Genomic DNA, 13,352 nt, shown 5'->3' with positions numbered 1-13,352 from the left:
AGCAGCCGACCAGGTTTTTTCAGTCACTTGGGAACAGCTGTTCAACCGCCTGTGCGACGGTCAGCCGGTCCGCCAGCAGTTCCTGCTCGAGGTTTTTCACTTCAGCAAGCCTGCCTTCTTCGGAATAAAACCTGCGCTCCAGTTCATTCTGGATCATGGAATGGAACCATTCTTTCGTCTGGCGTTTCCTTCTCTCAAAAAAGCTTCCGTTCTCTTTGCCCGCCTCGCAAAACTGCAGCGCCAGCTCGCGGATCTCCCGAATCCCTTTTCCGGTCACTGAAGAGGCGGCAAGCGCCCGTGTCTCCCAACCGGGAGTCGCCGGCTGGAGCAGCTTTAGCATTTGCTTGTATTCCGCCACGGTTTTTTTCGCTGTTTTTTCGTTGTCTCCGTCCGCCTTATGGACAATGAGGGCATCCGACAATTCCATAATGCCTTTTTTCATTCCCTGCAGTTCATCCCCAGCGCCGGTGAGGACGAGGAGAAGGAACAGATCCACCATTCCCCGGACGATCGTTTCGCTCTGCCCGACCCCGACTGTTTCGACCAGGATGACATCATATCCTGCCGCTTCACACAAAAGCATCGTTTCACGCGTCTTTTTGTGGACGCCTCCGAGCGTGCCGGCGGTCGGTGACGGCCGGATGAACGCCTTCGGGTTACGGGCGAGCTCTTCCATCCGGGTTTTGTCGCCAAGGATGCTGCCGCCGGTGACCGTCGAACTCGGATCGATGGCCAGGACAGCCACACGGTGGCCTTCTTTCGTCAGCAAGGTGCCGAATGTCTCGATGAATGTGCTTTTGCCGGCTCCCGGCACGCCGGTTATGCCGATTCGGATGCTGTTGCCGGTTTCGGGAAGGAGACGGTTCAGCAGCTCTTGGCTTGTCCGCTGGTGCCCAGGATTCGCGCTTTCAATGAGTGTGATCGCCCGGCTCAGCTCCTGCCTGGAACCGGCCAGCACGCCCTGTGCCAGCTCCTCCGCGGAATAAGAACGGGCTTCCGGTTTTCGGAACCGGCGGCGGGGACGCGCGCCCATGCCGTCATGCGCGTCGCTGACCCCTTTCATCACCTGTCGTGAACCGTTCCTCTTTTCCATCAGCCCTCCACTTCCTCGTATCCGAGTTTTTCATAGATCTCTTCGATCACTTTCTGCGCGGCCACCGGGATGACCGTTCCCGGACCGAAAATGGCCGATGCGCCGTTCGTCCGGAGAAACTCGTAATCCTGCGCGGGTATAACACCCCCGACGACAATCAGAATGTCACTCCGCCCGATTTTATCCAGTTCTTCACGCAGTTCCGGAACGAGCGTTTTATGACCCGCTGCCAGCGAGCTGACACCGATGACATGGACATCATTCTCGGCCGCCTGCTGCGCCGTTTCTGCCGGTGTCTGGAACAGCGGTCCGATGTCGACATCGAAGCCCAGATCCGCAAATGCCGTTGAAATGACTTTCGCCCCCCGGTCGTGCCCGTCCTGCCCCATTTTGGCGATCAGGATCCGCGGGCGCCGCCCTTCGTTTTCAAGGAATTCTTCCGCCATTTCCTTGACTGTCCGGATTTCTTCCTGATTCGAGAAGTTCGAGCTGTAGACGCCGCTCACAGAGCGGATCACCGCCTTATGCCGGCCCGAAGCCGCTTCGATGGCATCCGAGATTTCCCCGAGTGTCGCCCGGTGTCTCGCCGCTTCCACTGCCCGTTCCAGCAGATTTTCCTCCGTTCCTGAAGCGGCCTGCGTCAATTTCGCCAGCGCTTCCTTCACTTTCTCATCGTCCCGCCCGGTGCGGGTCATTTCGATCCGTTCGATTTGTTTCCGGCGGACTTCAGTGTTGTCGATGTTCAATATCTCGATCGGATCTTCTTCATCCAATCTGTACCGGTTGATTCCGATGATGGTCTCTTTACCGGAATCGATCTGTGCCTGGCGCTTCGCTGCCGCTTCCTCAATGCGCATTTTCGGCAGGCCGGTTTCGATCGCTTTCGCCATTCCGCCGAGGTTTTCCACTTCTTCGATGAGTTTCCACGCTTTCTCGGTCAGCTCCTCAGTGAGGGTTTCCACGTAATAGGAGCCGCCCCATGGGTCAATGACTTCAGTCATGCCGGTCTCTTCCTGGAGGAAGAGCTGCGTATTGCGGGCGATGCGCGCCGAAAAGTCAGTCGGAAGCGCAATCGCTTCATCGAGCGCGTTCGTGTGGAGTGATTGGGTGTGGCCCATGGCCGCAGCATTCGCTTCAATCAGTGTCCGTGTCACATTATTGAATGGGTCCTGCTCAGTCAGGCTCCAGCCGGACGTCTGCGAATGGGTCCGGAGCGCCAGCGATTTAGGATTTTCCGGTTCGAAGGAAGCCATCATCTTCGCCCAAATGCCGCGGGCAGCCCTCATCTTCGCGATTTCCATGAAATAATTCATTCCGACTGCCCAGAAAAAAGACAATCGCGGCGCAAATGCATCGATCCCGATTCCGGCGGCGAGTCCCGTGCGCACATATTCCAGCCCGTCCGCAAGCGTATAGGCCAGTTCGATGTCAGCGGTCGCACCGGCTTCCTGCATATGGTAACCGGAAATCGAAATGGAGTTGAACTTCGGCATACGGCGTGAAGTAAAGTCGAATATATCCGCGATGATCCGCATCGACATTTCCGGCGGGTAAATATACGTATTGCGGACCATATATTCTTTTAGTATGTCATTCTGAATCGTTCCGGCGAGTTTTTCCGGCGCTACCCCTTGCTCTTCCGCAGCGACGATATAGAACGCCATCACAGGAATGACCGCTCCGTTCATCGTCATCGAGACGGACATCCGGTCGAGCGGGATGCCATCGAACAAAATTTTCATGTCTTCCACAGAGTCGATGGCGACGCCCGCCTTGCCGACATCCCCTTTTACGCGGGGATGGTCGGAGTCATAACCTCGGTGGGTCGCCAAGTCGAATGCAACGGACAGCCCTTTTTGACCCATCGCCAGATTCCGGCGGTAAAAAGCGTTCGATTCTTCCGCTGTCGAAAAACCGGCATACTGGCGGACCGTCCATGGACGGGTCGCATACATGGTGGGATAAGGGCCGCGGACATTCGGTGCGCTCCCCGGCATTCCCGTGTCCGGCTGGCCAGCCGGGTATTTATCGTAGTGTCGGGCGATGTCGATTCCTTCGTTCGTCCGGAAACTTCCTTCTTGCTTTAGTCCAGGGACCGTGACGGGGAAATCTGATAAATTTACGTTTCTGAAGTCCGGTTTAGCCATTGTTTCCCCCTCCTTCCACTGCCTTTGAAAGCCATTCCAGCTTTTCCAGGATATTCTGTCCGGCATGCACAGTGCCGGACAGGCCGGATCTTCTCCATTTGGACAGCTGTTCTTCATCATGCCTGCCGGCCGCGTCGATTACCGTATCGGTCTCCGCGAGATCCGGCAGGGCAGCTGAAATGCTGTCGGGATTCCCGACGAGGACAGCGTACTGGACGCCATGCCGGCGAATAAATTCCGCAGCTTTTTCCGGGCGGAGTTCACCGCTCTGTTCCGGGATAAGACCGCCTACAGCCAATAATCCGCTGACAAAATCGGATGCGGGCTTCACTTCTTTGAGCGGACCGAACTGAAGAATCGCCGTGGTCACACCTTTGGCCGTGAGCTCTTGGCGGATCTGCTCGAACGGTTCCGCCAGCCGTTTCGCCGCCATGACTTCCGCCCGCTCGTTCAACTCGGAAGGCAGTTTTTCTGCGGGATCCGCATAAATGTTCGTCCCGATCAGTTTCTTCTTCCGGACAGCCGCATCCGCCGCCCGTTTCTGCCACGCCGTCTGCAGTTCGTCGGCAAGCCAGCCGTTCCGGACCACTTCCGAGTAGCCGCCCGCTTCTTCAATGGCAAGGAAGAACGACCATGCCGCTTTTGTGTATTCGTGTGTCAGCTGCTCGATAAAATAAGAGCCGGCGGAAGGATCGGTCACATGGCGCACATGAGTTTCTTCTTTTATGACAAGCGACACATTGCGCGCAATCCGCCTGCCGGAAGGCGTGGTTCCGCTCAGTACATTATGAGGCAGCACGGTATGTACGTCTGTCCCTCCCAGCACAGCAGAAAATGACGCGTTTCCCGCCCTCAGCAAATTCACGTAAGGATCGGCTTTCGAATAAGAGCGGAGAGACGTTTCCGTATAAACGGGCACTTCCGGTATATCCTCGCCGTAAGCTGAACAAAACGCGCGCCATAGCGTCCGGAATGCCCGGATTTTGGCGATTTCCGGAAAGAAGGCTGTATCGACTGCGAACCGGACCCAGAATTTCTCCGCCTTGCTGGCAAACTGATCAGTATCCGCCTGTTCGGCAAAATAACTTAAGGCGACGCCCAATTCATGGACAGCTGTTCCGCCCGCCAGATGGACCGGCACTGTATCGGCACAAATCGTCCGGACACCCGCCGGCGCGTCCGTCGGGGTTTCCGATAAAATTGCGCCGCTGACTTTCTCCAGCTGTTCCGGCGACATCCGGCTGAAGACGTTCTGGATGCCGGTTTTTCCGGCATGGAGTTTGAAAATGAATGGATTCCCGGACAGGATTTCCGCCAGTTCATCAAGCTCAGAACCGGTCCATTCCGGCTCCCCGCTTTCCCTGTAGACAAAAATTTCGTTGCCCCGGTTCAGCCCATCCCGCGCATCATCGAGGATTTCCCGGGCCGATTTCCCTTCCGCTTCCTGCGCGACAGCGAAAGCGCTTCCGTTCCGGCTGCTGTTCGCCCGGATCTGTCTTTCCAAGGCATCCCCCAGCTTCTCCAATGTTTCTTCTGTGTAGAGCGGCTGCAGGACGATGCCTTCCGCTGTCTCTTTCAGGAGACTGTCGAACGGCTTCCCTTTCAGTGTGTCCTCGGCATGCTGCTTCCATTCTTCGTAAGAGACCGTTTTAAAATGCTGCTGTCTCATCGGCTGTGCTGTCATGTGGACCCCCCTCAGTATCGCTTTCCATTCTGATTCATTCCATTCTATTTTATCCGAATACTCTGCCTGATGAAAGGATTAGAGGACCGGCAACCGTCGGCATCTGTTTCGCTCCGGACCTGCTCGCTTGCTCCTGCGGTTACTCGTCGCATTAAAACACTTGCTCCTGTTCAAGCTCGTCGCAGTTAAAACCATTTGCGCGGGCCCGCAGGATGCGGGTCTTGCGGAAAGGGTCGGGTTCCCCCTTTTCTGGACCGGCAGATTTTCCTGAAAACCAGGCAGAATTGAGGATGTAAAACAGTCATTGCTTCATTCTCGACAATTAGAGGACCGGCGGCTGCCGGTCCTCTCGTTTGTCATCAGTATACGGATGTGTTTTCTTTTGATATGTTTTCCAAAATCTCTTTGACCCGGGCGAGGAAACGGCCGCAAACGAGGCCGTCCAGTACGCGGTGGTCAAGAGACAGACACAGGTTGACCATGTCGCGCGGCGCCATCATGCCGCCTTCGAGGATGACCGGGCGCTTCACAATCGACTCAACCTGCAGGATCGCCGCCTGCGGATAGTTGATGATGCCCATCGACTGGACCGAACCGAATGAACCAGTATTGTTGACAGTGAATGTGCCGCCTTTCATCTCATCGGATGTCAGCTTTCCGCTGCGCACTTTCGCTGCAAGCTCATTGATTTCGCGGGCGATGCCTTTTACGGATTTATCATCCGCATTTTTGATCACCGGCACGAAAAGCGCATCTTCTGTCGCTACCGCAATTGAAATGTTGATGTCCTTTTTCTGGATGATCTTATCTCCGGCCCACATGGAATTCATCATCGGGAACTCTTTCAGCGCCTGGGAAATCGCCTTCACAAAAAACGCGAAGTACGTGAGGTTAAACCCTTCCCGTTCCTTGAATTCTTTTTTCAGCGAATCCCGGTACTGGACGAGGTTCGTCACGTCGACTTCCACCATTGTCCATGCGTGCGGAGCTTCCTGTTTGCTTTTCAGCATATTGGCCGCAATGGCTCTCCGGACACCGGTGACCGGAATTTCTTTATCGCCTGGAGCGGCTTCTGCCGGCGGCGCTTCTTTCCGTTCAGCGGATTTCGGTGCCGGCTGCGGAGTTCCCTGGGCACCTGCCTCAGGTTCCGAAGCCGGCTGTGATGCGGCGGGTGCAGTGCCTTCTTTCGGAATGGATCCGCTGTCGATCAGCTGCTGGAGGTCTTTCCGGGTGATTCTGCCGTCACGGCCGGATCCTTCCACCTGATTCAAATCAATTTCGTGTTCCTGCGCGAGTCGCAGCACTGCCGGTGAGTATCGCCCTTTTGCCCCTTTTTGGGCAGCAGGTTTCGCTGAGCCTTGTGTCCCGCTCAGTTCCATTTCATTCTGGCTTCCGGCAACCGGCGACTTGTTCGCTTCTTCGCCTGCCGCCGGTTTTGCCTCTTCCACAGCCTCTCCGCCGCCTGCGCCTTCGGTTTCGATCGTGCAGACGAGGTCACCGACAGACAGCGTGTCGCCTTCTTCCGCTTTCAGTTCTTTGATCGTGCCGGTGAAAGACGAAGGCACTTCCGCCGTCACTTTGTCCGTATTGACTTCGGCCAGGGGATCATACTTGTTGACGTGGTCACCCGGTTTGACAAGCCATTTCTCGATCGTGCCCTCTGTAACGCTCTCACCGAGCTGGGGCATGGTGATATTTTCAATCGCCAAAGGATTCGCCTCCCTGTCTTAGTGAAATGTATGCCGGCCGCTCTGCCGGAGCAGTGCAGCCGGGTTTATTCAATCCATTAGAATTCCGCAAGATCGCGCATCGCTTTTTCAACCTTATCCGGGTTGATCATGAAGAACTTCTCCATAGTCGGGGCATAAGGCATCGCCGGCACATCCGGTCCGGCCAGGCGCTGGATCGGCGCATCAAGGTCGAACAGGCAGTTCTCTGCGATGATGGCCGCCACTTCACCGATGATGCTGCCTTCTTTATTATCCTCCGTCACAAGGAGAACTTTGCCGGTTTTCTTGGCGGCTTCGATGATCGCTTCCTTGTCGAGCGGGTAAATGGTCCGGAGGTCGAGCACATGTACCGAGATCCCGTCTTCAGCGAGCCGTTCCGCTGCCTGAAGCGCGAAGTGGACAGCCAGTCCGTAGGTGATGACCGTGATGTCTTCCCCTTCCCGTTTCACGTCGGCTTTGCCGATCTCCACCGTATAGTCATCTTCAGGAACTTCACCTTTGATCAGGCGGTAAGCCCGTTTATGTTCGAAAAACATGACCGGATCCGGGTCGCGGACCGCGGCTTTCAAAAGGCCCTTCGCATCGTAAGGCGTCGACGGAATCACGATTTTCAAGCCGGGCTGGTTCGCGAAAACCGCTTCCACCGACTGGGAGTGATACAGTGCGCCGTGGACACCGCCGCCGAATGGAGCCCGGAAGACGATCGGACAGGACCAGTCGTTGTTCGAGCGGTAGCGGATCCGTGAGGCTTCCGAGATGATCTGATTGACCGCCGGCATGATAAAGTCGGCAAACTGGAACTCGGCGATCGGCTTCATGCCGTACATGGCGGCACCGATACCGACTCCGGCGATGGCAGATTCGGCAAGCGGGGTGTCGATGACCCGGTTTTCGCCGAACTGGTCATACAGACCCGCGGTCGCCTTAAAGACGCCGCCTTTCTTTCCGACATCTTCCCCAAGTACGAACACTTTTTCATCCCGTTCCATTTCTTCCTTCATGGCAAGCGTGATGGCGTTGATATAGGACATCACCGGCATTATTCTTCTCCTCCTTCCGCATAGACGTATTTCAGCGCAGATTCCGGATCTGCATAAGGCGCGTTCTCCGCATAGTCCGTCGCTTCATTGACGATTTCCATGACGCGGTCGTTGATTTCCTTTTCCAGGTCATCATTCAGCACGCCGTTTTCTTTCAGATAAGCACCGAACGTCAGGATCGGGTCCGTCGATTTTTGCGCTTCCAGTTCATCCGCCGACCGGTACGCCCGGTGGTCATCATCGGATGAATGCGCTGTCATCCGGGATGAGACGGCTTCGATCAGGCTCGGCCCTTCCCCGTTGCGCGCCCGGTCAGCGGCTTCTTTCACCGCTTTGTATACTTCGAGCGGATCATTGCCATCCACCGTCACTCCTGGCATCCCGTAAGATGCCGCGCGGTCGGAGACCTGCTTGGCTGCGACTTGCCGGTCCAGCGGGACAGAAATGGCGTATTTATTGTTTTCGACGACTGTAATGACCGGCAATTTATGGACGCCTGCGAAGTTGAGCCCTTCATGGAAATCCCCCTGGTTTGAGGAGCCTTCCCCAAGCGTAGTGAACGTGATGAAGTCTTCCCCGGACATCTTGCCTGCCAGCGCGACGCCCACAGCGTGAGGAAGCTGGGTGGTGACGGGTGATGAGCCGGTCAGGATCCGGTTTTTCTTCTGCCCGAAGTGGCCCGGCATCTGTCGGCCGCCCGAATTCGGATCTTCCGCTTTTGCGAACGCCGAGAGCATGAGTTCTTTCGGTGTCATGCCGAAATGGAGGACGACCCCTAAATCCCGGTAGTACGGGGCGATGTAGTCTTTCGTGTTATCCAGCGCGAATGCGGCGCCGATCTGCGTCGCTTCCTGTCCCTGACAGGAAATGACGAACGGGATTTTGCCCGCCCGGTTCAGAAGCCACATCCGTTCGTCCACCCGACGCGCCATCAGCATCGTTTCGTACATGTTCAGCAGATCATCATTTGTCAGGCCCAGTTTCTTGTGGCGGTTTGCCATAGCATTTCCTCCTTTATTTACATATGGATCGCTTTGCCGTCGACTGCCAGCGCGGCTTCACCGATCACTTCCGTGAGTGTCGGATGCGGATGGATCGTTTCCGCGATTTCCCATGGCGTCGCATCCAGCACCATCGCGAGACCCGCTTCTGAAATCATGTCGGTGACGTGCGGGCCGATCATGTGGATGCCCAGAATATCGTCTGTCTTTTTATCAGCCACGATTTTAACGAAGCCGTCCGATTCCCCGTATACGAGCGCTTTGCCGATCGCAGCGAACGGGAACTTGCCGACCTTCACGTCAAAGCCGCGCTCTTTCGCCTGCTGTTCAGTGATTCCGACACTCGAAGCTTCGGGGCTGGAATAAATGCAGCGTGAAACTTTTTCGTAATCGATCGGATGGACGTTACCGCTGTGGATGTGCTCGACTGCGGCAATCCCTTCATGGGAAGCGACATGGGCCAGCTGGAGGCCGCCGATAACATCACCGATCGCATAAATATGGGATTCCTTCGTCTGGAAGGTCTTCGAAACTTGGATGAATCCGTTTTCCTTCTGGATGTCGGTATTCTCGAGCCCGATATTCTCGACATTCGCCTGACGCCCTACTGACACAAGCATCTTTTCCGCTTGGAATTTTTCCGTCTTCCCGCCGAGTTCCGCTTTAACCGAAATGCCTTTATCTTCTTTTTCCAGCGTATCGCCAAGGACTTTGGCACCGGTGGCGAATTTGATGCCTTTTTTCTTGAGAAGCTTGGTCATTTCTTTCGAGATGTCTTCGTCTTCTGTCGGGAGAATGCGGTCCGCGTACTCGATCACGGTCACTTCGACTCCGAAATCATTCAGCATGGAAGCCCATTCGATCCCGATCACACCGCCGCCGACAATCAGCATCGACTGGGGCAGCTGTTCAAGCTGAAGCGCTTCATCCGAACTGAGGATCTTCTCTCCGTCGATGTCGAGACCCGGGAGCGTGCGGGGTCTGGAACCAGTGGCGATGATGACATTTTTCGGGATGAGCATCTCATTCTCCTCCCCGTTCGTCATTTCGACTGAAATCGTACCCGGGTTCGGAGAGAAAATGGAAGGGCCGAGAATCCGGCCAAAACCGTCATACACATCGACCTTCCCTTTTTTCATGAGCGCTTGGACACCTTTGTGGAGCTGGTCCACCACGCCTTGTTTCCGCTCCTGTACCCGTTTGAAATCAAGCGATACTTTCCCGGTTTTCACCCCGAAATCGGCCGCGTGGTTCTTGGCTGTCGAAAACACCTCTGCGCTCCGAAGCAGTGCTTTGCTCGGAATGCATCCCCGGTGAAGACAGGTGCCGCCCAGTTCTCCTTTTTCGACGACTGCAGTCTTCAGGCCGAGCTGGGCAGCGCGGATCGCCGCCACATAGCCGCCTGTGCCGCCGCCCAGAATGACCAGATCATATTCTTGCGCCATCTGTTTCGTCCTCCTTTTTCATCAAGTGCCTGGATATGCTTTCGCTTTTTCTTCTCCGTTCAAAACGCGGATCGCCCCTTCGGCGAGTGCCTGAAGTTCGTTTTCTCCCGGCAGGACCACCACATCCGCGATCCAGCTGATCTGCCGGCTGATCGCTTCCGTAAATCCTTTGCCATAAGCAAGGCCGCCGGTGAGCAGAATGGCATCGGTTTTTCCCGCAAGCACCGCAGCTGCCGAACCGATTTCTTTTGCCACCTGGTAAGCCATCGCCTCATACAGCAATTCCGCTTCTTTATCGCCTTTTGCAATCCGCTTTTCCACAGCCACCGCATCGTTCGTGCCCAGGTAGCCGACCAGGCCGCCTTTGCCGACGAGCATGCGCATCACTTCCTGCCGGTAATACTGACCCGAAAAGCAGAGCTCGACGAGGTCGCCCGCCGGCACGGTCCCTGCCCGTTCAGGACTGAACGGGCCATCGCCATGGAGTCCGTTATTCACATCGACCACCCGGCCCTCTTTATGGACACCGACCGTGATCCCGCCGCCCATATGGGTGACGATCAGGTTGAGGTCCTGATACCGCCGTCCGCGGGAAGCGGCATACCGGCGGGCTACCGCCTTCTGGTTCAGCGCGTGGAAAATGGATTTCCGTTCGATGAGCGGAAATCCGGATACCCTCGCAATCGGAGACAGTTCGTCGACGACGACAGGATCCACGATATAAGAAGGGATATTGAGCGCTTCTGCAATCTCGAAAGCGATGATGCCGCCCAGATTCGAGGCGTGCTGGCCGGAATAGCCGATGCGCAGATCCGCGAGCATGGCGTCATTCACGGCATACGTGCCGCCTTCTATCGGACGGAGCAGCCCGCCGCGGCCACAGACCGCAGAGAGCTTTGAAATGTTGAAACCTTCTTCATCCAGCGCTTCAAGAATCATTTGTTTCCGGTACTCGTACTGATCGATGATGGCAGGGAACCGGCCGATCTCTTCTGAAGAATGTCGGATGGTCTGTTCCATGATCATCGATTCATTTTCAAACACCCCGATCTTCGTCGATGTCGATCCGGGATTGATGACGAGAACCCGGTATACGGTTTCCTGCATCTCCGATTTCTCCTTCCGGCCCCTTAGCGGCGGCTAAGAATGTTGTGTTCGTTCCGAAGGAACTGGCTTCTCGACCGGCGGATGCGCTCGATGCGTTCTTCCGCCAGGCGGTCCGCCGCCTGATAGCTCGGAATGCCGTCCCGTTTGGAAATCGCGAAAATCCGTGTGATGCTGTCGTAAATCGTCTCGACCCGTTTCATCGCCCGTTCCTGGTTATAGCCGTACAGTTCATCTGCGACATTGATCACGCCGCCGGCATTGATGACGAAATCAGGAGCATAGACTATACCTCGTTCTTCGAGCATATCGCCGTGCCGCTCTTCTTTAAGCTGGTTATTGGCAGAACCCGCGACGACTTTCACTTTCAGCTGCGGGATCGTTTCGTCGTTGATGATGGCTCCGAGGGCACACGGCGCGAAAATATCCGCTTCCTGTGAATAGATTTCATCCGGCTCCACTGCAGTCGCGCCGAATTCTTCCACTGCACGCTGGACGGCTTCTTTATTGATGTCCGTAACGATCAGTTTCGCCCCGTCTTCATGCAGGTGGCGGCAAAGCGTGAATGCGACGTTTCCGACGCCCTGCACCGTGACGGTTTTCCCTTCGAGGGAATCATCGCCGAAGGCTTCTTTCGCTGCAGCTTTGATGCCGAGGAAGCAGCCGTACGCTGTGACAGGGGACGGGTTGCCGGACGAACCGAATGCTTCGGATACGCCTGTGACAAAATCCGTCTCTTCGTGGATCAGGTCCATATCGGCCACAGTCGTCCCGACATCTTCTGCCGTTATGTAGCGGCCATTCAGTCCTTGGATGAACCGTCCGAATGCCCGGAACATCTCTTCGTTCTTGTCCTTGAGCGGATCGCCGATGATGACCGTCTTTCCGCCACCGAGGTTGAGGCCGGCCGCCGCGTTTTTGTACGTCATTCCTCGCCCGAGCCGGATGGCATCTTCGATCGCTTCTTCTTCGGATTTATAGTTCCACATGCGGGTGCCGCCGAGAGCGGGTCCGAGTGTCGTATCATGGATGCAGATGATCGCTTTCAGGCCGGATGTCTTATCCTGGCAGAAGACGAGCTGTTCATAGTCTTGGCTTTCCATTCTTTTGAAAATTTCCATGTTCTTTTCCTCCTTGATTGTCAATGCCTGGCGGTGTGGAGTGCCAGTCCGAGTGAATACAATTTACTTTGAGAGCTGTCGGAGCGGGATGTCAGCACGATCGGTGCTTTTGCACCGGCGATGACGGCACCCACTTTCGCTCCGGCGAAATACACGAGTGATTTATAAAGGATATTGCCCGCTTCGATATCAGGCACGAGCAATATATCCGCTCTGCCTGCCGTCTCCCCGGTGAGCCCTTTGTGAGCCGCCGCCTCCGGGGATATGGCGTTGTCCAGTGCAAGCGGCCCGTCTACGATGCAGTCTTTGATCTGCCCTCTCGCGTTCATGGCCACGAGAGCCGCAGCATCGAGTGTCGGCTTCATCTTCGGGTTCACCACTTCAACGGCGGCAAGCGGTGCTACGACCGGCAGGCTGACGCCTGCCGCTTTTGCCACTTGGACCGCATTCCGGATGATCTTGGCTTTGTCAGCCAGGTCCGGTTCGATGTTCATCCCGGCATCCGTCACGAAAAGGAGCCGGTCGAAGCCCGCTGTCTCAAAAGCGGCCACATGCGAAAGCACGCCTTCCGAGCGGAGACCGTATTCCGGATTCAGCACGGCTTTCATCAATACAGCGGTCGGGACACGCCCCTTCATCAAAACGGTCGCCTCACCGCTATGGACAGCCTTCACTGCTTTGACAGCCGCTTCCTGCAGACTGCCGGCAGGCAGAACCCGGACATCGGCGCTGTCCTTCAGTTCTGGAAATTCCTCCAGAAGCCGTCTCAGCTCCTGTTCATCGTCCGCCAGCAGGAAAGAGGACAAGCCCTTTTCGGCCGCCATGCTGACCGCCTGCAGAACTTCACGGTCCGCGGCCGCCGCTACAGCAGTCACCGGCTTCCGTTGTTCCGGGTCCGGAACGAGCAAATCATCCAATCTCATCATCGCAACTCCCTTCTTCACTTCTAATTTAATCAGACAATGACCGTATGAATAAAGAATGAAA

At 56.0% G+C, this 13,352-nt stretch carries 10 protein-coding genes; all 10 read right to left on the bottom strand.

Annotation, left to right across the window (positions count from 1 at the left end; genetic code table 11):
- Positions 1-19: 19 nt before the first annotated feature.
- Entirely contained in the window at positions 20-1,093 is a 1,074-nt protein-coding gene (gene meaB / locus CCE92_RS04830; protein ID WP_088006394.1) for a methylmalonyl Co-A mutase-associated GTPase MeaB, read from the bottom strand.
- On the bottom strand, positions 1,093-3,240 hold the full coding sequence (scpA, locus tag CCE92_RS04825; protein WP_088006393.1) for a methylmalonyl-CoA mutase: 2,148 nt from the start codon (positions 3,238-3,240) through the stop codon (positions 1,093-1,095). The genes meaB and scpA overlap by 1 nt, the downstream gene beginning before the upstream one ends.
- Positions 3,233-4,924: a methylmalonyl-CoA mutase family protein gene (locus tag CCE92_RS04820; RefSeq protein WP_088006392.1), complete on the bottom strand. Its 1,692-nt coding sequence runs from the start codon at positions 4,922-4,924 to the stop codon at positions 3,233-3,235. Before CCE92_RS04820 ends, scpA begins: the two co-directional genes overlap by 8 nt.
- 359 nt (positions 4,925-5,283) lie before the next feature.
- On the bottom strand, positions 5,284-6,633 hold the full coding sequence (locus tag CCE92_RS04815; RefSeq protein ID WP_088006391.1) for a dihydrolipoamide acetyltransferase family protein: 1,350 nt from the start codon (positions 6,631-6,633) through the stop codon (positions 5,284-5,286).
- A gap of 77 nt (positions 6,634-6,710) precedes the next feature.
- The gene (locus CCE92_RS04810) at positions 6,711-7,694 is read right to left on the bottom strand and encodes an alpha-ketoacid dehydrogenase subunit beta (protein WP_088006390.1); all 984 of its coding nucleotides are present in this window, start codon (positions 7,692-7,694) and stop codon (positions 6,711-6,713) included.
- On the bottom strand, positions 7,694-8,695 hold the full coding sequence (locus CCE92_RS04805) for a thiamine pyrophosphate-dependent dehydrogenase E1 component subunit alpha (RefSeq protein ID WP_088006389.1): 1,002 nt from the start codon (positions 8,693-8,695) through the stop codon (positions 7,694-7,696). Before CCE92_RS04805 ends, CCE92_RS04810 begins: the two co-directional genes overlap by 1 nt.
- 17 nt (positions 8,696-8,712) lie before the next feature.
- Positions 8,713-10,140, bottom strand: a complete 1,428-nt coding sequence (gene lpdA / locus CCE92_RS04800) for a dihydrolipoyl dehydrogenase (RefSeq protein ID WP_088006388.1) — start codon at positions 10,138-10,140, stop codon at positions 8,713-8,715.
- Positions 10,141-10,161: 21 nt separating this feature from the next.
- Entirely contained in the window at positions 10,162-11,247 is a 1,086-nt protein-coding gene (gene buk / locus CCE92_RS04795) for a butyrate kinase (RefSeq protein ID WP_088006387.1), read from the bottom strand.
- A 23-nt stretch (positions 11,248-11,270) separates the two neighbouring features.
- On the bottom strand, positions 11,271-12,365 hold the full coding sequence (gene bcd, locus CCE92_RS04790) for a branched-chain amino acid dehydrogenase (RefSeq protein WP_088006386.1): 1,095 nt from the start codon (positions 12,363-12,365) through the stop codon (positions 11,271-11,273).
- A 20-nt stretch (positions 12,366-12,385) separates the two neighbouring features.
- A complete protein-coding gene (yqiS, locus tag CCE92_RS04785) occupies positions 12,386-13,288 on the bottom strand; it encodes a phosphate butyryltransferase (RefSeq protein WP_088006422.1) in 903 nt (300 codons plus the stop codon).
- Between the last annotated feature and the right edge of the window lie 64 nt (positions 13,289-13,352).

The sequence above is a fragment of the Indiicoccus explosivorum genome (assembly GCF_002167005.1).
Classification (GTDB): domain Bacteria; phylum Bacillota; class Bacilli; order Bacillales_A; family Planococcaceae; genus Indiicoccus; species Indiicoccus explosivorum.
Note: the sequence above shows the minus strand (reverse complement) of the source record. Positions and strands in the feature narration are given on the sequence as shown.

Coding starts and splice junctions, on each gene's coding strand:
- meaB (WP_088006394.1), bottom strand. CDS start 1,093: ATGGAAAAGAGGAACGGTTCACGACAGGTGATGAAAGGGGTCAGCGAC.
- scpA (WP_088006393.1), bottom strand. CDS start 3,240: ATGGCTAAACCGGACTTCAGAAACGTAAATTTATCAGATTTCCCCGTC.
- CCE92_RS04820 (WP_088006392.1), bottom strand. CDS start 4,924: ATGACAGCACAGCCGATGAGACAGCAGCATTTTAAAACGGTCTCTTAC.
- CCE92_RS04810 (WP_088006390.1), bottom strand. CDS start 7,694: ATGCCGGTGATGTCCTATATCAACGCCATCACGCTTGCCATGAAGGAA.
- CCE92_RS04805 (WP_088006389.1), bottom strand. CDS start 8,695: ATGGCAAACCGCCACAAGAAACTGGGCCTGACAAATGATGATCTGCTG.
- lpdA (WP_088006388.1), bottom strand. CDS start 10,140: ATGGCGCAAGAATATGATCTGGTCATTCTGGGCGGCGGCACAGGCGGC.
- buk (WP_088006387.1), bottom strand. CDS start 11,247: ATGCAGGAAACCGTATACCGGGTTCTCGTCATCAATCCCGGATCGACA.
- bcd (WP_088006386.1), bottom strand. CDS start 12,365: ATGGAAATTTTCAAAAGAATGGAAAGCCAAGACTATGAACAGCTCGTC.
- yqiS (WP_088006422.1), bottom strand. CDS start 13,288: ATGAGATTGGATGATTTGCTCGTTCCGGACCCGGAACAACGGAAGCCG.